Below are 23,238 nucleotides of genomic sequence, written 5' to 3' on the forward strand. Positions count from 1 at the left end.
GTTGCGGACAGACCGATAAACCCATTAGCTTTGCGCCCGAATGGCAACCGCTTCCAAAGAGATCAATTTACGGGTATCGATCAGTAACAGACAGATACTGTCTATCGCCCTGCCCATTACTGCGGCGATCATCGTGCCGCAGGTGAATTTTATCATCAACAATATTTTCCTGGGCGGTCTCGGGCAGAAATCGCTTGCCCTGGCGGGTATTACGGGTGTGTACTACCTGGTGTTTGCGGTGGCAGGTCACGGACTGAACAATGGACTGCAGGCGCTGATCTCGCGGCGTGCCGGCGAAAACCGGATTGCCGATATCGGTAACCTGTTTGCACAGGGCGTACGCATTGCGCTGGTATTTGCGGTGATCGGCATTGCCATCACCTGGTTTGTTGCACCCTATGTGCTGCGCTGGTCGCTGCACGATGCCGAGAGCGTGCGTGTTTGCGTGAATTTTCTCAATATCCGCATACTCGGGCTGCCGTTCCTGTATGTGTACCAGATGCGCAACGCATTGCTGGTGGGCACCAACCAGAGCAAGTACCTGATCATCGGCACCGCCACCGAAGGCATTGTCAATATCTTTTTTGATTATGCGCTGATCTACGGCAAATTCGGGATGCCCGCGCTGGGTTTTGAAGGCGCCGCCTATGCCTCGATCATTGCCGAGTTCTCGGGACTGGTCGTGATCTACTGGGTCATCAGGTATTACGGCATCACCCGGCAGCTGCAGCTGTTCCGCAACTGGAAGTACGATATCGGCAATATCAGGCTTATCCTGCAGCAGTCTTATCCGCTGATACTGCAGCATGTGATCAGCGTAGGCAGCTGGGAGTTTTTTTACATCCTGATAGAACACCATGGAGAAAGAGACCTGGCTATTTCGAACGCGATGCGCAATATCTTCGGATTCTTTGGCTGTTTTACCTGGGCATTTGCCGCAACGGCGAACACCATGGTGAGCAATGTGATCGGGCAGCAGCTGCAATCGCAGGTAAAAAAACTGATCTACCGTATCATGTACTGGAGCATGGGGTTTGCACTGGCGGTGTTCCTGTTCCTGAACGCATTTCCGCATATTTTTTTATCGATCTACGGACAGGGCGATGCCTTTATTCAGGCAGCCATACCGGTAACCAGGGTGGTGTCTTCTGCGCTGGTACTGATGTCGGTCTCTGTTGTGTGGATGAATGCGGTAACCGGCACGGGCAATTCCAAGATCAACCTGTTCTCCGAGATCGCGGCAATCAGTTTTTACTGTGCCTATGTATATACCGTGCTCGAAGTGATGCATATGCCCATCACCTGGGGCTGGGCAAGCGAATGGATTTACTGGATGACGATACTGATTCCCTCCTTCTTTTACATCAGTTCCAACCGCTGGAAAACAAAAACGATCTGATCTCCCGAATGGCTTCGGGAAGCTGCGATACCATTCCATACTGGTTAAGACGCACTGTAAAATGCCGCGGCTCAGCGCGCGTCAGGCGTTTTTCAGCGAAGCCACCAGGCCGATGTATTGCTGCATGGCGCTTTCCCTGCCCGTGCCTTTGAGCTTAGCCCAGGCTTCGTGTTTGAACTTTGCCACGAAATCGAAAGGATTGGAAGGAGCATCGGCAGGATTATCGCCTTCCGTGGCCTGTTTGTAAAGCGAATAAAGCTTCAGCAACGTTTCGTTATCCGGTTTTTCGGAAAGCAGTTTACTGCCGGCAACGGCCTGTTCAAATTGTTGGGAAAGATCCATGGAGGTAATTTTGAAATTTTGGAATTGGGGAATTTTGGATTGAACGGAAAATTAGGGCAATCCTGCCTGCCGGCAGGATTTAAAATTTCCCAATTTCAAAATTCCAAACTGTTGCTGTTTTATTGCATTGATGCCAATAGTTTGGCGCCTTCTGCCTTCACGGTGATATCCTCCGAACTTCTTGTGGGAAGTTTCACCAGTCTGGTCAGCACTTCAATGGCCTGCGCCGGTTTGTGGTCGTCTTTATAGGCTTTTGCCAGGTCCAGGTAATTGGGGGCGAAATACGGTTCGAGCGATTTGCATTTCTCCATATATCTTTCGGCATCTTCAAAACTGCCCGGAGGCAATCCGCCGTACAGCAGTTTTACAGCCGCTTTGCGGATACCCGAAAGATTGGCCATTTCGTAATGCCATTTACCCAGGGTATAATTCGCCTTTGCATGATTGGCGTTCAATGACAGCGCTTTATCCGCATAGTATCTTACATCGCGCACATACCCTACCAGTTTTTTGTTTTCGGTTTCGATCTCGGTCATCTTGCCCGAAGTCATTGCCATGGCGTAACTGGCATCTGCCTGTGAACTGTCTGTGTTGAAAGCCCGTTGCGCAAATGCATAGCCGCTTTCTATGTACAGGCGTTTTGCCTGTTTATCGGTTTGCCGACTGCCCACAGCCACATTCATCTCGGCGGCTTTCACCAGCGCTTTCTGGTGATTGGGTTCCAGCAACAGTACCTGTTTGTATTTGTCCAGCGCCTCCGCCTCCTTGAATTGTTTCTCAAAATTGTCGCCTTCTTTCATCAGCACCGTTACATCCTGCGAAAACAGGGCGGTGGTGGCGAGCAGTAATAAAAAAGAGAACAGCGTTTTCATAGTTATCCGGTTGTCATGCTTTCCTGTCGATCTCAAAACTCACACCCACACTGCCATTCAACTGCGCGGCGGGCGGGTGCATTTTTCTGATGGAAATGAACACGGAAGAAGCCAGTGCAAACCGTTCGAGTATCTGGCCGGCAATATCCGTTGCCAGTGTCTCAAGCAGTGGTGTGGGCACCATCATGCGCTGCTTCACCAGTTCATATACCGCAATATAATCAACGGTATCTTCCAGGTGCCTGACCGGCAATTTTTTTGGCGAATGTTTGACAGTAATATTCACCTCAAACTCGTTACCCAATAGTTTCTCCTCCGCCCATATGCCATGATGGGCAAAAAAGACCAGGTTATGAAGATGGATGGAAAGCATTTTTTTTAGTTTGTGGTCTGTGGTCTGTGGTTGACTTATCCACACAGACCACAAACCTTCTAAGCCAATCCCTTTGCGCTCAGGTACCGTTCTGCATCGAGCGCTGCCATACAGCCGCTGCCTGCGGCCGTTACGGCCTGACGGTAGGTTTTATCCTGCACATCGCCGGCGGCGAATACGCCTTCGAGGTTGGTTCTGGAAGTACCCGGCACGGTTTGTATGTAACCGGTCTCGTCCATATCGACCCATTCTTTGAAGATATCGCTGTTGGGCTGGTGGCCTATCGCCACAAAGAACCCGCTGATGGGTATCACCTCTGTTTCGTTGGTCTGGTTGTTCCGGATCCTTACACCCTCTACCTTGGTGGGTCCGAGTATCTCATCGGTTTCCGTATTCCAGTACACTTTGATATTCGGCGTGGCAAGCACCCGGTCCTGCATCACTTTGCTTGCGCGCATTTTTTCTTTGCGGATGAACATATGCACATGCGTGCAGAGTTTTGACAGGTATAATGCTTCTTCGGCTGCGGTATCCCCGGCGCCCACGATGGCCACTTCTTTACCGCGGAAAAAGAACCCGTCGCATACCGCGCAGGCGCTTACGCCAAACCCGTTCAAACGTTCCTCGCTCGGCAGACCCAGCCATTTGGCCGATGCGCCGGTGCTGATGATCACGGCATCCGCTTCGATCAGTTTTTCTTCATCTATCCACACCTTATACGGTTGCTGTGAAAAATCCACTTTGGTGGCGAGGCCATAACGGATATCCGCTCCCATCCTTGCCGCCTGTTTTTCAAAATGCACCATCATCTCCGGCCCCTGTATGCCATCCGGGTAACCGGGGTAATTTTCCACTTCGGTGGTAATGGTTAACTGCCCCCCGGGCTGTATGCCCTGGTACAGAACCGGTTTCATATTTGCCCGCGCTGCATAGATTGCCGCGGTATATCCCGCAGGACCCGATCCGATGATCAGTACATGTACTTTTTCTGATGCTTCATTTGCCATACTGCTGGTAACTTTTCTGATTTAGACGGACAAATGTATCATTCCCTTGCACTGCAGTTGTCCGCTGTTTTGCACAATTTTTGTTATTTGGGGATAATCAGTCTTTTGATCTGAACAGCGTATCCGCAAAACGCGCCCAGCGCGCCGTTGCTGATATTGCCCAGCACCTTACCCGGTGAAGAGAAAGGGTTGCCGATAGACTGGCTATTGTATTCCCAGGTACGCCAGAATTCAAAACTGGCTTTGTCGATATTGCAGAAACGGATCGTTGCCGTATCTCCTCTTCTGAAATAACCATAATCGTCGCGCCGCTTGGTGTCTGCTCTTTCGGGCGCCTTGTCTACCTGTATATCGTACGTGGTTCCGTCAACGATCTGGTCGTCGTACACGCTGTTCCTTCCCGGAAAGAACCCGTTGCTGTTTGCCTGTGTAAAGTAGCGGATATAATTGCCCAGTCCCGGCGGATCCGTTACCCTGGCCATCAGCACTACATTACGGGTGGTATCGGCCAGGAAAGGCGCTTTCTTCCACCAGAGAGAATCGATCTTTTTGGTAAGGAAGGGAATGGTGGTGGTGGCGGTGTACGACTGCGATCCGACGGTGATGGACAGCCGGTAATTTTTTCCCGGCACACCGGTCATCGTGTCATAAGGCGGCACCGGGGAAGTGGTGTACAGGTAGTAACGCCTGCCGCCGCTGTAACCCGAGACCTCCTTCAAAGGCACGGTTCTCCTGCCGTCGCTGATGGTGATGGCGGCGTTGTGCACCATCGAATTCAGCATAACCGTGGTATCTATCTCCGAAAAATAATTCAGTGAGCCTGACAAGATCACCAGTGGTGCAAAACCGGTTTCTATCTGCGCATCAACCACCAGTTTGGCCGGCTGAACATCGGCCTGCGGCGAAATGGTTTTTTCGCAGGCTGCCAGCAGTGTGGCAAAGCCGATCAGCCACCGTACAAACCTTGTCTTTTTCCGATTCATGGTTATAAAAAACCCCTCGGTAAGAGGGGCTTATTTATTTTGGGAAACCTATTATCCTAAATAAGCTTTCAGTGCATTGCTGTAACGCGCTTTCTGCAGGCGTTTGATGGCCCTTTCCTTGATCTGGCGGATACGTTCTTTGGTAAGGTCGTATTTCATACCGATCTGCTCGATGGTTACACCGTTCTCACCGTCGAGGCCGAAATAAGCGTTTACGATCTCTGCTTCGCGGGGAGAAAGCGATTTCAGTACACGGCGGATCTCTTCACGCAGCGAGTCTTTCATCACATCTTCGTCTGTATCGTCGTTGCCTTCCAGGAGGTCGCCCATGGCCACGTCTTCCGCCTCGTGCACAGGTGCATCGAGCGAAGTGTGACGGGTATTGCTCTGGAAAATATTGTTGATCTCGGTTTCGCTCATCTCCAGTATCTCGGCCAGTTCCTCTGTAGAAGGCTCGCGTTCATGCTCCTGTTCAAAAGCCATATACGCTTTGTTCGCCTTGTTGTAGGTACCGATCTTGTTCTGCGGAAGACGAACCAGCCTGCCCTGCTCGGCCAGCGCCTGCAGAATGGACTGACGGATCCACCATACCGCGTAAGAGATGAATTTAAAACCCTTGGTTTCATCGAAACGCTGTGCGGCTTTGATCAGACCGAGGTTTCCTTCGTTGATCAGGTCGCTGAGAGACAGACCCTGGTGCTGGTACTGTTTGGCAACAGATACCACAAAACGCAGGTTGGCCTGTACCAGCTTATCCAGCGCACGCTGATCTCCCATCTTGATGCGCTGCGCCAGCGTGGTCTCTTCTTCGGGGGTGATCATCGGGATCTTGGAAATCTCCTGCAGGTACTTTTCAACGGCTTGCGAATCTCTGTTGGTAATCTGTGTAGCGATCTTAAGCTGCCTCATAGTGAATATTGCTTGTTATAATGATAAACGATTAATAGACCCCTTTTGTTTTAAAAACGCTGTAAGGGAACCGTTAATATAGTTAAAATAGCTCTCCGGAAGCGTGCAAAGGTACGTTGCAACACCGAATTATACCAGTTTTTGTGGAAAAACTCGGCTATTTGGGGCAAAATAAACCTAGGCAGGTACGATCGGCGAAAACGAAATACGAAAAATTGATATAAGTATGGCATTTCCGCTCCGTACTTCGTATCCCTTACTTGTTCCTAACTTCTTATCTTCGCGGAGCTTATGATCGATCTCCGCTCCGACACCGTTACGCGGCCCACACCCGGCATGCTGGACGCCATGATGAACGCCCCTGTTGGTGACGACGTCTTCAACGAAGACCCTTCTGTCAATAAACTCGAAACTTTCTGTGCAGGTCTGTTTGGTATGGAATCGGCCCTGTTCTGTCCCAGCGGAACCATGACCAACCAGATAGCCATCAAAACCCATACCCAACCCGGCGACGAAGTGATATGCGAAAAACTTTCACATATCTATCAGTACGAAGGCGGCGGTATTGCGTTCAATGCGGGCGCATCGGTGCGGCTGATCGATGGAGACAGGGGCCGCATTACGGCGGAGCAGGTAAGGGAGGCTGTTAACCCCGACGATATTCACCGCCCGGTATCCACCCTGGTATCGCTCGAGAACACGGCCAACCGCGGCGGCGGAAGCTGTTATGATTTCAATGATATACAGGAGATTAAGGTAATCTGCCTCCAAAACAACATGAAACTTCACCTGGATGGTGCGCGTTTGTTCAATGCCCTGGTGGCCAAGAACGAGACCTGCCGCCAGTACGGCCAGGTTTTCGATACCATTTCCATCTGTCTCAGCAAGGGACTGGGCACTCCGGTTGGCAGCGTGCTGCTGGGGCCTTTTGATTTTATCAGGAAAGCAAGACGCATCCGCAAAGTGTTTGGCGGCGGCATGCGCCAGGCGGGCTACCTGGCGGCCGCGGGGCTGTATGCGCTGGAGCACCATGTGGCCCGGCTGGCCGAAGACCATAAGCATGCACAATTGTTGGCAGAGACTTTGCAGGGAAAAGAGTTCGTGGGCGAGATCCTGCCGGTTGAAACCAATATCCTCCTATTTGAAGTGAAGGGGCGTTATACCGCCCGTGAGCTTGCTGCCAGATTCAGAGAAAAAGGCATTATGGTGATTGCCATATCCCCAACGCAGATCCGGATGGTATTCCATCTCGATATCAGCCCGGATATGGTGCAGCAAACCATCGATGCCATCCATATCCTGTAGACCTATTGACGCGTATAATCGACCTAGCATTATGTTACCAAGAATTAATCCGACCACCACACAGGCCTGGTTTTTACTGACCAGGCACCACGAGGAAGAGATGAACCGCCGCCATATGCGCGACCTGTTCAGTGCCGATCCCGAACGTTTCCAGAAATTTTCGCTGCGCCTCGGCGATATTTTGTTTGACTATTCCAAGAACATCATCAACCAGAAAACACTGCAGCTGTTACTGCAGCTGGCAGAAGACTGTAAGGTGAAGGAAGCCATCCATGAGATGTTTGCGGGCATACGCATCAACGAAACAGAACAACGTTCGGTGCTGCATACCGCACTCCGTAATTTTTCCGATACGGTGATACTGGTAGAAGGCAAGGACATCATGCCCCGTATCCGCAAGGTGCAGGAACAGATGCGTCTTTTCTGCAACCAGGTACATTCCGGCAACTGGAAAGGATATACCGGCAAAAAAATCCGCTATATCGTAAACATCGGCATCGGCGGCAGCGATCTGGGACCCTTTATGGTTACCGAAGCACTGCGTCCTTACCGCAAAGAGGGTATCGAGTCGTTTTTTGTCAGCAATATAGACGGTACGCATATTGCCGAAACACTGAAAAAACTGAACCCGGAAGAAACGCTGTTCCTCGTGGCATCCAAAACTTTTACCACCCAGGAAACCATGACCAATGCGCATACCGCACGCAGCTGGTTCCTGGAATCGGCAAAAGAAGAGGCGCATATTGCCAAACACTTTGTGGCACTCAGCACCAACGAAAAAGAAGTAACGGCATTTGGCATCGACAAAGCCAGTATGTTCGAGTTCTGGGACTGGGTAGGCGGACGTTATTCCCTTTGGAGTGCCATCGGTCTGTCGATTGCGCTGACCATCGGCTACGATCATTTTGAACAGCTGCTCAAAGGCGCCTATGCCGCGGATGAACATTTTCAGAAAGAGAAATCCGACAAGAATATTCCCATACTGATGGCGTTGCTGGGTATCTGGTACACCAATTTCTTTGATGCGCAAAGCGAAGCCATCCTTCCGTACGACCAGTACCTGCATCGCTTTGCAGCCTATTTCCAGCAGGGAAATATGGAAAGCAACGGTAAGAGCACCGACAGGAACGGCAACCCGGTTAACTACGCCACGGGACCCGTTATCTGGGGCGAACCGGGCACCAACGGACAGCATGCTTTTTACCAGTTGATACACCAGGGCAGCCTGCTGATCCCCTGCGATTTTATCGCGCCGGCGATCAGCCATAACCCGATCGGCGACCATCATACCAAACTCCTGTCCAATTTCTTTGCCCAGACCGAAGCGCTGATGAACGGCAAAACAGAAACCGAAGTGAAGGAAGAACTGGTTAAGTCGGGCAAAAAAGAAGATGAGGTAAAACGCCTCACCCCTTTCAAAATATTCGAAGGCAACAAACCCAGCAATTCGTTTCTCATAAAGGAGATCACGCCTTTTACGCTGGGCAGCCTGATTGCGCTATACGAACACAAGATATTTGTACAGGGTGTTATCTGGAACATTTTCAGTTTTGACCAGTGGGGTGTGGAGCTCGGCAAGCAGCTGGCCAACCGGATTCTCCCCGAACTGGAAAACAATACCGCTGTGGGTTCCCATGATGCATCCACCAACGGACTGATCAACGCGTATAAGGAAATGCGGCAGCCCTGAGTCTTTGCGGCGTGGCCGCAGAGATCCCCGTTGCACTACCGAGATTTGTCAAACCCCTGCAGCCTATGCAACCAGACATCCATCTGCGTCCCATTCAGTTTTCCGATAATGCGGTTATTGCGCGTATTATCCGGAAAAGCCTGGAAGAATTCGGGGCCAATCACCCGGGAACAGTGTATTACGATGCCTCGACCGACCACCTGTATGAGCTGTTTTCCGAAACAGCGGGCAGCCGGTATTTTATTGCGGAACAGGAAAGCGGGATACTCGGCGGGGCAGGTATTTTTCCAACCGGGGAACTTCCGGACGGCACCTGTGAGCTGGTGAAAATGTACCTTAAAAAAGAAGCGCGCGGTATGGGACTGGGACGCCGCCTGATCAACCATTGCCTTTCGGTGGCAAAGGAACTGGGCTACCAACAGGTTTACCTGGAGACCATGCCCGAACTCAGCAAAGCTGTCAGCGTATACGAACAGTTCGGCTTTCTGCCGCTTACCGCACCCATGGGTAATACCGGGCATACCGGCTGCGGTATCTGGATGTTGAAAAAACTGTAGACGCCGCCGGTTTCTCTCTGTCAGGAGGCCGTATGATCCAAAAAAAAGCCCTCACGACTGTGAAGGCCAACTACAAATTATTTTCTGTTTACCATTTATCTACTTCTTCTGAAGCGTGGCTTGACGAACCTGCTTCTTCTGCAACAGGGGCAGGGGCTGCGGCTACTGGTTCGGCTGCCGCTACTACAGCAGGTTCTGCGGCTGCTTCCATTTCTACAACAACACCCTCGCCTTCTCCTTCTGCATATTCATGGTTAAATGCATCAAAATCAAAATCGGGCATCAGGTCTGTCTTTACGTAGTCGATGGCCTCACCCAGCGCTTTCAGGAATTTATTGAAATCTTCTTTGTACAGGAAGATCTTGTGCCTGTCGTAACCGTTGTCGTCGAAACGTTTACGGCTTTCTGTAATGGTAAGGAAGTAATCGTTACCACGGGTTGCCCTTACATCAAAAAAATAGGTTCTTCTTTTGCCCGCCCTGATCCGTTTGCTGTAAACACTATCCATTTTTTTGTCGTTGTTCTCGTACGCCACAGTCTGTAGTTTTTGGTTTTGAATTTAGATGATTGACAAATATAGGATTGTTTCAGAATTACCAAAATTTTAAGAAAACTAATCGGCGAGCCCCAAAAACAGGTGTGGAACACTGAAAAAACCTCAATTCTGCCAGTGGGTGCCGTTGCCGGAAAGACCGGCTGTGCGGTTTTCGGTTAACTGCAGGCGGTACAGTTCGGCATAGTAACCGTTGCTGGCCAGCAGTTCATCATGGGTTCCCTGCTCCGCTATCTCGCCGTTATCGAGCACAATGATGTTGTCGAACCGGAACGAAGAAAAAATACGGTGGGTGATGATGATGGCCGTCCTATCGTGAAGAAACCGGTACAGGTTGCCGATGATCTCGTTCTCTGTTTTTGCATCCACGGCGCTCAGGCAGTCATCAAATACAATGATGCCGGGGTCTTTGATCAGGGCCCGCGCGATCGAAATGCGCTGCTTCTGTCCGCCGCTCAGCGTAACGCCCCGCTCCCCCACCATCGTTTCATATCCTTCCGAAAAACCCCTTATCTCCTTATCAACACTTGCAAAACCGGCCGCCTGTACCACTTTTTCCTGCGGCGCCGTCTGGTTAAGCCCGAAACTGATGTTGTTGCTGACGGTATCGCTGAACAGAAAAACATCCTGCGGCACATAACTCACCTGCTCCCGCAGTTGCTGCAGGTTCATTTGCCTGAGGTCCTGTCCGCCGATCGTGATTTGCCCTTGCTGCGGGTCATAGAACCGCAGCAGCAGCTGCGCAAGTGTTGATTTTCCCGCACCGGTTCTGCCCAGTACCAGCACTTTTTGTCCCTGGCCGATGCGGAGGTTAAAATTCCTTACGGCCTGTATGCCCGTATTCGGATAAGTGAACTGTACGTCTGTGAACACGATATCGCCGCCGATGCCCCCGGTTTCGGGATTTGCAGAAGAGGCGATCTTGGGTTCGGTCTGCAAAAACTCATTCAGTCTTTTCTGCGAAGCAGCCGCGCGCTGTATCATACTCGCCGTCCAGCCAATGGCGCTTACCGGAAACGTAAGCATATTGAGATAGATCACAAATTCCACGATCAGCCCTATCCTGCTGGTATCCTGCAGGGCCTGCAACCCTCCTACCCATATGGTGATCAGCGTGCTGATGCCGATCATCAGCGCCATGCTGGGAAAATAAATCGCTTCCACCCTGGCCAGGCCTATGGCGTTTTTGCGGTACTCCTCGCTGTTGCGGCGAAAAAATCCCAGCATGGCTTTTTCCTGTACAAACGATTTGATCACACGGATGCCGGAAAAGGATTCCTGCGCATTGGTGGTGAGATCCGATAACAGGGATTGTATCCGCTCGCTTTTCCTGTTGATAATGCTGTTCACCACATAAATCGTAACCGCAAGTATCGGCAGCGGTGCAAGAACCAGTATGGTAAGGTAAACATCCTTGCGCAGCATATTCACCACGCAGAACCCGATCAGGGTAATCAGGTTGATAAAATACATCAGCGCCGGGCCGGTGTACATTCTTACGCGGCTTACGTCTTCGGTCATGCGGTTCATCAGGTCGCCGGTACTGTGCGTTTTGTAAAAACCGTTGTCGAGCACCTGGTAATGACGGAATATCTCGTTCTTCTGGTCAAACTCAATATGGCGGCTCATAACGATGATGGTCTGCCGCATAAAGAACATGAGTATGCCCCGCATCACCGCCAGCAGCAAAATGGTCATACTGCACAGTGCCACCAGCCAGCCGAAACTGACGTGCATTGACTGCACCCAATCGATAAACATATCCACCAGTCCGTCATGCACCGGTCTGGTAGCCGATGGCCTGGCGCCCGGCAACCGTTGCTGTACCTGGTTCACCACAAAGCCGGTGACCTGTGGTGCCAGCACGGCAAAATAGTTGGAGGCGATCACAAAGAAAATACCGATAAAAAAACGGTATCGGTATTTCCAGAAATAGGTATTGAGTGCGCCCAGGTGCTTCAAACGAATAATTTGCACAAAGGTAGCGTGTAATGCCTTTCAAAAATGTCGGATTGATGAACGGAATACCCGGCGGGTCGCTTGGTGTTTTGCGCCGTTTGGAGTATATTTAATGACTATTGAAAAACTTTACATGCTGTATTTTTTTGTAGACGATGACGCCGACGATCAGGAGATCTTCGGGCTGGCGATTTCCGAGGTGGAGCCGGATGCGGCCTGTGTATTTGCCAACGACGGCATTGAGGCGCTCGACAAGCTGAAAGACAAATCGTTTATGCCCGCCGGTATTTTCATCGATCTGAATATGCCGAAAATGAATGGCAGCGAATGTCTGACGGAGATCAGGAAAATCAAACGGCTGGATCCGGTACCCGTATTCATGTATTCCACTTCATCCGATCCGCGGGTGATGGAAGAGTGCAGGCGACTGGGCGCAGCCGATTTTATTGTGAAACCACCGGGACTGAAAGCGCTTACCGACAGGCTGACGCGGGTTATCCAGGATAATGAGCTGTATGGAGGACATTCATAAAAGAATTGTAGAAAACGAAGCCCGGCTCAGGATTGCCATCGAATCGTCACAATTGGGCACCTGGGAATTTTCTCCGTTTACCGGTGAAATGACCTGGTCAAACGAATGCTACGCCATACACGGGCTTGCCCCCGGCACCCCCATTGACCTTACCGCTTTTGAACAGCATATTCACCCCGAAGACCGCGGGGCGGTATCCGCCGCCAGGGCCCGCGCCATAGATCCAAAGGGAACGGGAGAATACGATGTTATTTACCGGATATACCGGTTCGATAACAGCCAGCTGCGCTGGATACACCCCAAGGCCAAAGTGTCTTTTAACGCCAATGGCGAAGCCGAGCGGTTTGTGGGCTCGGTGGTTGACATCACCGAATACAAAATATTTGAAGACAGCTTGCGCGCCAGCGAACAGCGGGCCAGGATTGCCATTGAAGCGGCCAATATGGGCACGTTTGACTGGAACCTGTCTACTTCCGAGTTTTACAGTTCGGAACGGCTGATCGAAATCTTCGGATTTGAGGCTTTACCCGGGGTAACCCATGAAATGCTGGTGGCGCGTTTGCATCCCGACGACAAACCCATGCGCGACAAAGCCGTGGCCGATTCACTGAAGAACGGAGCGCTGCAATATGAGGCGCGTATCGTTTGGCCCGATGCATCGGTGCGCTGGATAAAAGTGCATGGCAAAGTGATACAGGCCAATGACCGCCGGATCAAACGCATGTACGGCATCGTGGTGGATGTTACGGAACAGAAGAACGAGGAAGTGCTGCTCGAAAAACTGGTGGCCGAAAGAACGCTCTCGCTGATGCAGAGCAACGAAGAACTGAAAAAAAGCGAGGAGCGGTACACACGTATGACGGAAGAGGTGCAGGACTACGCCATCCTGCTTCTTTCCAACGACGGTTATGTACTGAACTGGAACCAGGGCGCCGAGCGCATCAAAGGATACCGTGAATCGGAGATCATCGGCAAACACTTCCGCATATTCTACCTTCCCGAAGACCAGCAGAACAAACTGCCCGAGGCGCTGATACGCGAAGCGGTGGACACCGGCAGGTCTATGCACGAAGGATGGCGGATACGCAAAGACAATACCATCTTCTGGGGAAGTTCCGTGATCACGGCCCTGCACGATTCCGATAACCATATCGTAGGGTTCACCAAAGTGACCCGCGATCTTACCGAACGAAAACTGGCGGAAGACCAGCTGAGGCAATACAACAGGGAACTGGAAGCGCAGAACAAGGAACTGGAACAGTTTGCCTACATCGCCTCGCACGATCTGCAGGAGCCGCTGAGGAAGATCCGCACCTTCACAGAAGTGCTCGAAAAAAACATCGGCGACCCCGACCAGGCAAAAAAATACCTTGAAAAGATCAGTTCCTCCGCCAGGCGTATGACCCAGCTGGTGCAGTCAGTGCTGGATTACAGCCGGCTCTCGGCAAAAGAACTGGTGCTGGAACGGGTAGACCTGAACCAGATGCTGACCAATGTAAAAACGGACCTGGAGCTGCTGATCGCGGAAAGACAGGTAACCATCCGCAGCGGCAGACTGCCGGTGGTAAAGGGCATACCGGTGCAGCTGCAGCAGCTGTTCTTTAACCTGATCAGCAATGCCGTCAAGTTCTCTGACAAAATGCCGGTGATCGAGATCCATTCCCGCAAATTAAAACCAAGGGAAAGCCGGGCTTACAAAGAACTGGAACCCGGCATGGACTATGTTGAGCTGGAGTTCCGCGATAACGGCATCGGATTTGAGCAGCAATACGCAGACAGGATATTCACCATTTTTCAACGGCTGCACGGACAAAAAAGCTACCCCGGAACGGGTATCGGGCTGGCGCTTTGCCAGAAGATCGCGGACAACCACCACGGGCATATCCGCGCCGAGAGCGAACCCGGCAAGGGCGCCAGTTTTTTCGTGTACCTGCTCACTGTAAACTAACCGATCGATGGAGAACTTCGGGAACATCATCTTCCTGCTGGCCGTACTGATCAGTTTATCGGCCCTGCTTGAAAAAAGCAGCGTCCGCATACCGCAGCCCATCCTGCTGGTGGCGGCCGGGCTGCTGATCGGTTTTATTCCCTCGCTTCCCGATCTTGCCCTCGATCCGCAGATCGTATTCCTGATCTTTTTACCGCCGCTGCTCTTCGATGCGGCATCGCAGACATCCTGGAATGAATTCAAGGCGGCGCTCAGACCCATCACCGCGCTCGCCATCAGCCTGGTGTTCTGCACAACACTGGTGGTTGCGGCAACGGTGCACTGGCTGATCCCGTCATTTGGCTGGGCCGTGGCTTTTGTACTGGGTTCCATCATCTCTCCCACCGATGCGGTGGCCACCACCAGCATCATCAGGGGTATGAACCTCAACAAACGCGTGATCACCATCATTGAGGGAGAAAGCCTGGCCAACGATGCTTCGGCACTGATTGCCTACCGTTATGCACTGGCAGCCGTGTTAACAGGCAGTTTCGCTTTCTGGGATGCCGGTTTGCAGTTTCTGCTCGTGGCCTGCGGCGGCATACTGGCAGGCATCGTCATCGGTTATATCCTGGTGTCTGTACATAAAAAGATCAATGACCATTCCCTGGTGGAAACAGGGCTCAGCCTGCTTACCCCGTATATCGCCTACCTGGCCGCCGAAAAAATGCATGTATCGGGTATACTCTCGGTGGTTACCGCCGGCCTGGTCATTTCCTGGCGCTCGCCCGAGGTGTTCAGCTACCAGACAAGAATGCATACCCGCGCACTCTGGGATACCATCATATTCCTGCTGAACGGGTTTGTGTTTATCCTGATCGGACTGCAACTGCCGGGCATACTCCGGCAGGTACGGGCATTTACCACGGGCGAACTGGTGTTTTACGGCCTCATCATCAGCCTCATGACCATCCTGGTGCGGATCATCTGGGTATTTGCGGGTGCTTACTGGACAACCGTGTTCCGGCGGCGCGGTAACCACTCAGATGCGGAAGCGGTTTCCTGGAAGCATGTGGTGGTGATAGCCTGGACGGGCACCCGCGGCGTACTGTCGCTGGCGGCGGCCATGGCGCTGCCTTTTGTGCTCAACGACGGAAGCCCTTTTCCGCAGCGGCACCTGATTCTTTTTCTCAGCTTCGTGGTGATCTTTGTTACGCTGGTGATACAGGGTATTACCCTGCCGTTGCTGATCAGGGTGCTCCGGCTTAAACCCGATGTTTCGGAAAACAGGGAAAAGAAAGAACTGCAGCTCCATATTGCCAACAGCGTACTGCATTTTATCGATACGGATATGCAGACGAAAATAGACGATGATATCCGCGAGCAGCTCAAACAGGCATTCGATACACGCGCCGCAAGACTGAGCAGGGAGATCAAACTGCACAGAAGAAAGGAAGCGGCAGAAGACACTTCGCCCGTAACACCGCTGCTCACGCCCCTGCTCAGCGCCCGCCAGGAAATACTCAACTTTGAACGCGAACTCCTGATCCGGCTGCATAAAAACGCCGCTTACGGCGATACCGTGATCCGCGAAGTGGAACGCGAACTCGATATCGAAGACATGCGCCTCAACCAGCATATGCCCGGCACTTCCGCCGAAAAAACCACCGGTTAATAGAAAATTGCTATACCGATTTAGAATAATGGTTCGGGAAGCAGGGGTTAATGTACTAAGGATTAGCGGATTCCGGATTAGTGGATTACGGATTGTTGATCGGCACGGTATGCCCTATAAATAATGAGTGAACGATCATTAAGACCATTCACCCTTACTTGTAAATAATTGCTCTTTTGTATCCTTGCTCCTTCCCACGAAGCCAAAATCCGCTAATCCATAATCCACCAATCCGCTAATCCTTACGCTTTCCTGGCAGCGGACGCTTTGATATAGCTGGTGCCGTAGGGGTAGCGTTGCGGTCTTGACAGCAGTTTGTTGGCCTCGGCATGGTTGCGGAAATGTTCTTTTACCGGGTCCCACTGCAAACGCTGGTTCGGGAATTTCATGGCGGCATGTGCCACCAGACAGGCGCTGCAGGAACGATGGGCCACTTCTATCGGACTGATATTCGGTTTTTTTGTTTTGATCGAATCGAGCCAGTTGCGGTGCTGTTCGGGACTTGCATACAAGTGGATCTCATTGGGGCCGATCACGGACTCCAGTATTTTCGGATCGCTGGCATCGATGCCTTTGTTGCGTGCATTGGTGGCAGGATCCGAAGAAGTGGCGCCGCCCCCGCTGCGTGTGCAGAATATCCATCCCTTGGTTCCTTCAAAACGGATACCGTTCGGGAATTTGGGATTGACGATCATGGTTACATCGTTCGGGTATTTCATCTGCACTTCAAAATCGCCGTGTACATTCCACAATCCCGATTTCGGAAACTCAACACTTACGCAGGTTGCTTCCGATGGGCCTGTGTATTCGGTTCCCATTCCCCAATGCGCGATATCGATATGGTGTACACCCCAGCCGGTGATCATGCCTGCACCAAACTGTTCCAGGCGAAGCCATCCCGGTCTTGCATTCACATCGGTCTGTGCATGCACGCGGTCGAAGGTATAATAGATATAGGGGGTTGATCCCAGCCAGGCATCGTAGTTGAACCGACCGGGCACGGGCATCTCTGTTGTTTTGCCGCCGGCAGGGTCGCCGGGCAGACCGATCTTAACCGTTTTCAGCTGACCGATGCGGCCGTTGCGCACCAGCTCGCAGGCTTTCTTGAACTGCGGCCAGGGATCCAGCGAACGCTGCTGGCTGCCGAGCTGGAAAACCACGCCGGATTTACGGATGAAATCACTCATCTGCCTGCCCTCTTCAATGGTAAGCGATGTGGGTTTCTGGCAATAAATATGTTTGCCCGCAAGCGCAGCTTCCACGGCCACCTGCGCATGCCAGTGATCGGGTGTGCTGATCAGCACGGCGTCGATGTCTTTGTCGTGGATCAGGTCTTTGTAATCGTCGTAGGTCTTTACGCTCACCGAAGTGTTTTTCTGCTTGCTGTAAAAATCCTCGATGAATTTTTTTCCGGAATCGAGTCTTACCCCGTCAAAATCCGCGGCTGCGATCACACGCGCATCATCGTATTTCATGGTGGAGGGAAGATCGTGACCGCGTGCAATGCGGCCGATACCGATCTGACCGATATTGACCGTATTACTCGGCGCATTTTTGCCGAATACACTTGCAGGAACGATGGTCGGAAAACCGCTCATGGCAATGGCCGATGCGGCAGTGGCTTTTGCAGAAGAGGCAAGAAAAGTTCTTCTCGATAATTCCTTCGGGTTTGCTTTTTTCATATGGCTTTGCTTGTTAGAAGATTTAGCTGGTTATTAACGGGTCTGTTGGCCGGTGGCGCCTCTGCCGGCAGAACTGAAAGAAGCCGGGAAGAAACCGGACAGATCGGGGGGAATACATATCCTGTTTCGGTATCCCGGCATTTCGTTCAATAAGGTGGGCAGCAAGGCAGGTATTCACTGGCTGTTTTTGGCTGTCAGGCATCGCAGGGCTAATATACAGGTTTCTGCGGATAAATGAAACCGATTGCATTTTTCCGTTGCATACCGTATCTTACCATTAACCCGAAACCTATGAAACAGTTATTCCTGCTTGTTGCCATAACCTGGGTCTGCACCGGTTCTGCGCAATACAATCCCGTTGGTATTTTTCAGCACCACGAAGACATCGGTGCGCCCGGCCAAAAAGGCAACCTGGTATACGATGCGGACAGGCAGGTATACCGTCTCTCGGGCGCAGGCGCCAATATCTGGGCAAGAACAGACCAGTTTCATTTTGCCTGGAAAAAAATCAAGGGCGATTTTATCATTCGCGCAACGGTGCGTTTTATCGGCAAAGGGGTTGCCGCGCACCGGAAGATCGGTATCATGGCAAGGGAAAAACGCACGCCGGATGCCCGTTATGCCGATGCCTGCGTGCACGGCGATGAACTGTCATCGCTGCAATACCGCGGTGCAGACGGCGATACCACCGGGCAGGTGATCGTATCCTCTTTTCATCCCACGGAGATCGAACTGGAACGCAGCGGCAATACCTTTACCTTTTCCGCAGCCAGTTTCGGACAAACCTATCGTTCGGTAAGCAAACAGCTGGTTATGCCCGAGGAATTGTATGCGGGCATTTTTATCTGCTCGCACCAGGAAGATGTTACCGAGCAGGCGGTCTTCAGCAATGTGCAGATCATCATTCCCCCCGCGCCGGGCTTCAGGCCATACCGCGATTACCTGGGCAGCCATCTCGAGATCATGGACATAGCCACCGGTCACAGGAAGATATTGCACAGCGCACCCAATTCATTACAGGCGCCCAACTGGACGCCTGATGGCAGGTACCTGATCTACAGTGAACAGGGACTGATCAAACGCTACGAGATCGCCACCGGCCAAATCAGTACCCTGCCCACGGGCTCTGCGCGCGACAACAACAACGACCATGTACTTTCATTCGACGGTAAAATGCTCGGCATCAGCAACCATACCGGATCCAGGCGCAGCTCAACGATCTTTATATTACCCGTTACCGGTTCCGACCATCCCGAACAGGTAACACCCGATACGGCGCATTCCTACCTGCATGGCTGGTCGCCCGATGGCCGCAGGCTGGTGTATACCGCGCAGCGAAACGGCGACTGGGATATTTACGCCATCGATCTGGCAACCAGAAAAGAGACCCGGCTTACCGACGGCGCAACACTCGACGACGGACCCGAATACAGTCCCGACGGAAAATACATTTACTTCAATTCTGTGCGAACGGGCACCATGAAGATCTGGCGGATGCGGCCCGACGGTTCCGGACAGGAACAGGTAAGCTTTGACGAATACAACGACTGGTTCCCGCATTTTTCACCCGACGGCAAGTGGATCGTATACCTCTCCTTTCCACCGGATATGGATCCGTCCACCCACCCATTTTACAAGAAAACCTACCTGCGTCTTATGCCGGCGGCGGGAGGTGTTCCCAAAACGATTGGGTATATATTCGGCGGACAGGGAACCATCAATGTGCCAAGCTGGTCGCCCGACGGGAAAATGGTGGCGTTTATCAGCAACAGCGGTATGTAGCGGCACGGCACAACGGCTTCACAACCGGTACAACGAATTCTTGATTGCGTAAATGGCGATACCCGCGGCGGTTTTGACCTTCATTTTTTCGAGGATACGGGCGCGTATGCCCTCGAGCGTGCGGGGGCTCATGAACAGGACTTCGGCGATCTCCCTGTTGGATTTTTCCTCGCAGATCATCCGGATGATCTCTTTGTCCTTATCAGAGAACAGGTTCTGCTCTTTGATCTTATAGGGATTGAAATGACTGTTGGAGATCATTTTTACCAGTCGCACCGAAGTGGATTTACAGTAATAGGGATGGCCTTCATACACGGTCCGGACCGCATCGATGATCTCTCCTTTCTGCGCGTTCTTGATGATGTATCCCAGTGCGCCAGCTTCCAGCGCTTCCACGATCAGGTGTTCGCTGTCGAAGGTTGAAAGGGCAATGGTTCTTACCATCGGGAACAGCTGCACAATACTGGCAATCGCTTCTACCCCATCCATTACCGGCATACGCAGATCGGTAAGCACGATATCGGGTTTGGTGACCAGTATTTTCTCCAGCAGTTCTTTGCCATTGGCCGCCTCGTCTACCACCACGATACCCGGATCTTTGCTCAGCAGGAGCTGCAGTCCATCGCGGTAAACATCATGATCATCGGCAATCAGCAGTCTTATCTTTTTTTCTTCGCTCATAACGGTATCTCTATTGTGTATTGCGTGCCGGCACCGGGCTGGCTCTCCAGGTAAATACTGCCCTGCAGCATGTCAACCCGGCGCATGATGTTCTGCAGTCCGTGCCCCTGCTTTTTGCCTGCCTCTCCGGTATGAAAACCCTGTCCGTCGTCGCTGACCAGCAGGTGCAGTTTTTTGTCGTCTGCTCTCAGCGTTACCTGAATATGCGCGGCGTTGGCATGTTTCAGCGCGTTATTGGTGATCTCCTGTACTACGCGGTAAACATGGATCTCGTTCTCGGCCGGCATCCTGATCAGTTCCGGACTGGCATCAAACCGCAGCTTCAGCGAGCCCGAATGCCCGATCATATCCGTGAACTCGCGGATGGCGGATACCAGTCCTTTTTTCTGCAGCGATTTCGGCATCAGGTTATTGGATATTTCGCGGATCTTCTGCATGGTGGTATCGATGTACCCACCGGTTCTTTCCAGGATATCGGCGTCTTCCGGGTCGGCAGTGTTGAGGCACTGCATATTGAGTTTGATGGCAGATACCAGCGAACCCAGTTCGTCGTGCAGGTCGGCGGCAATACGCCCTCTCTCCGTTTCGAGCAACAGTATCTCGGATACCAGTTGCTGTCGTTCCAGTTCCATTTTACGCCGCTGGTGACGCAGTATCGTAACCACAAAAAATACCACCAGCATAGCCAGTACACCGGCACCTATCAACGTGGCATAGAAAATTCGAGTTTCTTCGGGATGCATAATAACGCGATCGAATACATCAGGTTGCTAAGTACGTTGATTATCCGCAAAACATAAAAAATGGAATTGTAAAACCCGCGCGAAAACGAAAACTGCAGCACGTAAAAAGATTCGATATACGCTTTGTAAGCGAAATAAAAGACAAAGGTCACACATACCAGGAACATCGCATTGCGAAGCAGTTTCTTCCGCTCGAAAATGATCAGTTTGTTGATCAGGTCGATACTTAGAAAAACGATCACCATACAGTAATACACCCGGTAAAGCGAATTGATCTCGCGGTAAACGGTATGCCATGCCAGGTTATCCAGTATCCATACCGCCACCCCGATACCGCCGATGACCCAGTATTTTGTTTTTCTGGGCGACCGGTTCCAGCGATAGAACAGCCATAGCAGCATCAGGAACTCCGCCAGCACATAGACATTGGAATGCGCGATATTGTTGCGGAATGCATACACACAAAGTATGCCGCTGATATCGCCGAATACGGCCAGCCACAGGAAATAAAAAAACGGCCGGTAGATCGCGGGGGCGCGTCTGAAACGAAAAGCCCCCAGGATCGCAGGCAGCAGACCTGTCAGCGCCGAATAATGTAATAAAAGAAATTTCTTCATCAGCTGTTTAACGGTGATGCTGGCGGACAGGTATCCGGACAACGCGTGGCATCCTCAAATACAAGGTCACCATCTCCGCCCACACCGCCTGTTACGATGTCTTCATCCTTGCTGTTCACACCCACCAGGATGGCATGTACGGTCTTGTCTTCCTTAAGACCATAATAGATCCTGATGGCAACACAGTCGGGCTGGTTCAGCAGCGCGTCGAATGCATGCCGGCCAAATGTTTCGCAGACAGGGTAATTCTCCGGGCGTACAGTCCGGTAGGCGGTGGTCATGACCACGGCTTCATCCACCAGTATACGGTGGCTGGTTGGGGAAATGCTCATAGGGGTTAGTTTCGGTAAGGCAATTTCTTGAAAAAAACAATGCGGTAAACCGTAATGGTACGCGATCTGTAACGTAGAACTACGCAATTTCCCGGCCTTACGCAACAATGGAAAGATAAGGCAATTCCCTTCCCTGAAACAAAAAGCCTCTTACGGGAAGAGGCTGGTGCAGTCATGTTTCGGCTGGTTCCCCCCGGCGCCGCCGATATCCGGAATCGTATTGAGGTTATGAATCGTAACGTACAGTACGTACAGGAACATTTTGCAGTTGTAATAGTAAGCTGGTTTTTGCGGCCACAACTGCGTAGAACTACGTATTCTGCTGCGTAGTATCCCGGATATTTTTCCTGTGAACAACCGGGATGGTATAGCCTGTCATCGCAACAAACATTCGGTAGATTACCCATAAGCACGTAACATTGCCTACGATACTGTATGAAGGATATATTAAAGGTGTTTGTTATTGATGATGACCTGGACGACCAGGTATTGATGAAACAGGCGTTCGAATCTGCGGACACCGCTGTGCGGGTGCAGTTCGCTACCCGCAGCGATGAGGCGCTTGCCCATCTAGTTGCCGTGGAAAAATCGGAGCAACCTTCCATCATCGTATCCGATTACAATATGCCCATGATGAACGGGGAAGAATTTCTCCGGCGTTTATCGAACGAGGCACGGTACGACAATACTCCCAAAGTGATCGTCAGCACGGCGGCTTCTCCCTCGGTGGTGGAGGCCTGCATGATACAGGGCGCTTCCAAATATTTTATCAAACCATCCGATTTTGAACAGTTGGTGCAATTGGCCAACAGGATCATCGCGCTGGCAAAACAACTATAATACCCCACGCCGCCGGTGGCCCGGTTTTCGTACGCAGACATTATGAACACAATCGAAAAAAAAAACCTGTTGGTTAAACGCTCGAAGTTACCGGGCGCAGGAAACGGACTTTTCACCAGAGAATTTATTCCGAAAGGCACACATATCGTGGAATATACCGGACGTGTAAAACCCTGGAGCGCATTCAGGGACGAGCACGATAACGGTTACCTGTTCTATGTAAACCGCAACCATGTGATTGATGCCTACCCGCACAAAAAAGCGCTGGCGCGCTATGCCAACGATGCAAGAGGCATGGTAAAACAAAAAGGCCTTACCAACAACAGCGAGTATGTAACCGTTGGCCGCAAAGTGTATATCAAATCCAAACGCGCCATCCGGCCCGGCGAGGAAATACTGGTGGGTTACGGAAGGGAATACTGGGCTATACGCAGGGAGAATGAAAAACTGGAGAAATAACGTGCCGGCTCACGCCAAC

General features: G+C 51.6%; 23 protein-coding genes. 10 read left to right on the forward strand and 13 right to left on the reverse strand.

The genetic code is table 11. The features are described from left to right. Positions 1–40: 40 nt before the first annotated feature. Positions 41–1,399 (forward strand): MATE family efflux transporter, encoded by a 1,359-nt coding sequence (locus tag GWC94_RS06550; protein ID WP_161834225.1) that lies wholly within the window; start codon positions 41–43, stop codon positions 1,397–1,399. Positions 1,400–1,480: 81 nt separating this feature from the next. Here GWC94_RS06550 and GWC94_RS06555 read toward each other — a convergent pair whose 3' ends face one another. From GWC94_RS06555 to GWC94_RS06580, 6 genes are all read right to left on the reverse strand, one after another. Further along, positions 1,481–1,741 (reverse strand): acyl-CoA-binding protein, encoded by a 261-nt coding sequence (locus GWC94_RS06555; RefSeq protein ID WP_161834226.1) that lies wholly within the window; start codon positions 1,739–1,741, stop codon positions 1,481–1,483. Positions 1,742–1,860: 119 nt separating this feature from the next. Then, on the reverse strand, positions 1,861–2,613 hold the full coding sequence (locus tag GWC94_RS06560) for a tetratricopeptide repeat protein (protein WP_161834227.1): 753 nt from the start codon (positions 2,611–2,613) through the stop codon (positions 1,861–1,863). Between the two features lie 13 nt (positions 2,614–2,626). After that, complete coding sequence (locus tag GWC94_RS06565) at positions 2,627–2,986, reverse strand: dihydroneopterin aldolase (RefSeq protein WP_161834228.1); 360 nt, start codon at positions 2,984–2,986, stop codon at positions 2,627–2,629. Between the two features lie 59 nt (positions 2,987–3,045). Beyond that, positions 3,046–3,993: a thioredoxin-disulfide reductase gene (trxB, locus tag GWC94_RS06570; RefSeq protein ID WP_161834229.1), complete on the reverse strand. Its 948-nt coding sequence runs from the start codon at positions 3,991–3,993 to the stop codon at positions 3,046–3,048. Positions 3,994–4,076: 83 nt separating this feature from the next. Beyond that, positions 4,077–4,976 (reverse strand): DUF4249 domain-containing protein, encoded by a 900-nt coding sequence (locus GWC94_RS06575; RefSeq protein WP_161834230.1) that lies wholly within the window; start codon positions 4,974–4,976, stop codon positions 4,077–4,079. Between the two features lie 51 nt (positions 4,977–5,027). After that, positions 5,028–5,885, reverse strand: a complete 858-nt coding sequence (locus GWC94_RS06580; protein WP_161834231.1) for a sigma-70 family RNA polymerase sigma factor — start codon at positions 5,883–5,885, stop codon at positions 5,028–5,030. A 291-nt stretch (positions 5,886–6,176) separates the two neighbouring features. On the opposite strand from GWC94_RS06580, the gene GWC94_RS06585 reads away from it, so the two are divergent. The 3 genes from GWC94_RS06585 to GWC94_RS06595 all read left to right on the forward strand — a co-directional run bounded on the left by GWC94_RS06585 (position 6,177) and on the right by GWC94_RS06595 (position 9,437). Continuing rightward, a complete protein-coding gene (locus tag GWC94_RS06585; RefSeq protein WP_161834232.1) occupies positions 6,177–7,190 on the forward strand; it encodes a threonine aldolase family protein in 1,014 nt (337 codons plus the stop codon). Between the two features lie 31 nt (positions 7,191–7,221). Continuing rightward, positions 7,222–8,880, forward strand: coding sequence for a glucose-6-phosphate isomerase (pgi, locus tag GWC94_RS06590; protein ID WP_161834233.1), 1,659 nt, complete (start codon positions 7,222–7,224; stop codon positions 8,878–8,880). Between the two features lie 65 nt (positions 8,881–8,945). Further along, the gene (locus GWC94_RS06595; RefSeq protein WP_161834234.1) at positions 8,946–9,437 is read left to right on the forward strand and encodes a GNAT family N-acetyltransferase; all 492 of its coding nucleotides are present in this window, start codon (positions 8,946–8,948) and stop codon (positions 9,435–9,437) included. An 88-nt stretch (positions 9,438–9,525) separates the two neighbouring features. Here GWC94_RS06595 and GWC94_RS06600 read toward each other — a convergent pair whose 3' ends face one another. Further along, positions 9,526–9,972, reverse strand: coding sequence for a DUF3276 family protein (locus GWC94_RS06600; RefSeq protein WP_161834235.1), 447 nt, complete (start codon positions 9,970–9,972; stop codon positions 9,526–9,528). 123 nt (positions 9,973–10,095) lie between these two features. After that, complete coding sequence (locus GWC94_RS06605) at positions 10,096–11,952, reverse strand: ABC transporter ATP-binding protein (protein ID WP_161834236.1); 1,857 nt, start codon at positions 11,950–11,952, stop codon at positions 10,096–10,098. 130 nt (positions 11,953–12,082) lie between these two features. Here GWC94_RS06605 and GWC94_RS06610 point away from each other — a divergent pair, with 130 nt between their 5' ends. Genes GWC94_RS06610 through GWC94_RS06620 form a run of 3 tightly spaced genes read left to right on the forward strand, consistent with a single transcriptional unit; the run spans position 12,083 to position 16,083 of the window. Further along, the gene (locus GWC94_RS06610; RefSeq protein ID WP_235918471.1) at positions 12,083–12,481 is read left to right on the forward strand and encodes a response regulator; all 399 of its coding nucleotides are present in this window, start codon (positions 12,083–12,085) and stop codon (positions 12,479–12,481) included. Continuing rightward, the gene (locus GWC94_RS06615) at positions 12,465–14,429 is read left to right on the forward strand and encodes a PAS domain-containing sensor histidine kinase (protein ID WP_161834238.1); all 1,965 of its coding nucleotides are present in this window, start codon (positions 12,465–12,467) and stop codon (positions 14,427–14,429) included. The genes GWC94_RS06610 and GWC94_RS06615 overlap by 17 nt, the downstream gene beginning before the upstream one ends. 7 nt (positions 14,430–14,436) lie before the next feature. Further along, on the forward strand, positions 14,437–16,083 hold the full coding sequence (locus GWC94_RS06620; RefSeq protein WP_161834239.1) for a Na+/H+ antiporter: 1,647 nt from the start codon (positions 14,437–14,439) through the stop codon (positions 16,081–16,083). Positions 16,084–16,325: 242 nt separating this feature from the next. Here GWC94_RS06620 and GWC94_RS06625 read toward each other — a convergent pair whose 3' ends face one another. Further along, positions 16,326–17,765 carry a Gfo/Idh/MocA family protein gene (locus tag GWC94_RS06625; RefSeq protein ID WP_161834240.1) on the reverse strand — a complete coding sequence of 480 codons (1,440 nt, stop codon included), beginning with the start codon at positions 17,763–17,765 and terminating at the stop codon, positions 16,326–16,328. Positions 17,766–18,056: 291 nt separating this feature from the next. On the opposite strand from GWC94_RS06625, the gene GWC94_RS06630 reads away from it, so the two are divergent. Continuing rightward, entirely contained in the window at positions 18,057–19,547 is a 1,491-nt protein-coding gene (locus GWC94_RS06630) for a TolB family protein (protein ID WP_161834241.1), read from the forward strand. A gap of 18 nt (positions 19,548–19,565) precedes the next feature. Here GWC94_RS06630 and GWC94_RS06635 read toward each other — a convergent pair whose 3' ends face one another. The 4 genes from GWC94_RS06635 to GWC94_RS06650 are packed head-to-tail and all read right to left on the reverse strand — an operon-like array spanning position 19,566 to position 21,920. After that, a complete protein-coding gene (locus GWC94_RS06635; RefSeq protein ID WP_161834242.1) occupies positions 19,566–20,228 on the reverse strand; it encodes a response regulator transcription factor in 663 nt (220 codons plus the stop codon). Further along, on the reverse strand, positions 20,225–20,971 hold the full coding sequence (locus GWC94_RS06640; RefSeq protein ID WP_161834243.1) for a sensor histidine kinase: 747 nt from the start codon (positions 20,969–20,971) through the stop codon (positions 20,225–20,227). The genes GWC94_RS06635 and GWC94_RS06640 overlap by 4 nt, the downstream gene beginning before the upstream one ends. After that, positions 20,932–21,588 (reverse strand): hypothetical protein, encoded by a 657-nt coding sequence (locus GWC94_RS06645; protein ID WP_161834244.1) that lies wholly within the window; start codon positions 21,586–21,588, stop codon positions 20,932–20,934. Before GWC94_RS06645 ends, GWC94_RS06640 begins: the two co-directional genes overlap by 40 nt. Then, positions 21,588–21,920: a hypothetical protein gene (locus tag GWC94_RS06650; RefSeq protein WP_161834245.1), complete on the reverse strand. Its 333-nt coding sequence runs from the start codon at positions 21,918–21,920 to the stop codon at positions 21,588–21,590. The genes GWC94_RS06645 and GWC94_RS06650 overlap by 1 nt, the downstream gene beginning before the upstream one ends. A 435-nt stretch (positions 21,921–22,355) precedes the next feature. Here GWC94_RS06650 and GWC94_RS06655 point away from each other — a divergent pair, with 435 nt between their 5' ends. Continuing rightward, positions 22,356–22,760, forward strand: coding sequence for a response regulator (locus GWC94_RS06655; RefSeq protein WP_161834246.1), 405 nt, complete (start codon positions 22,356–22,358; stop codon positions 22,758–22,760). A gap of 42 nt (positions 22,761–22,802) precedes the next feature. Next, positions 22,803–23,219, forward strand: coding sequence for an SET domain-containing protein (locus GWC94_RS06660; RefSeq protein WP_161834247.1), 417 nt, complete (start codon positions 22,803–22,805; stop codon positions 23,217–23,219). Positions 23,220–23,238 lie beyond the last annotated feature (19 nt).

The organism is Sediminibacterium soli (assembly GCF_009939225.1).
GTDB lineage: Bacteria > Bacteroidota > Bacteroidia > Chitinophagales > Chitinophagaceae > Sediminibacterium > Sediminibacterium soli.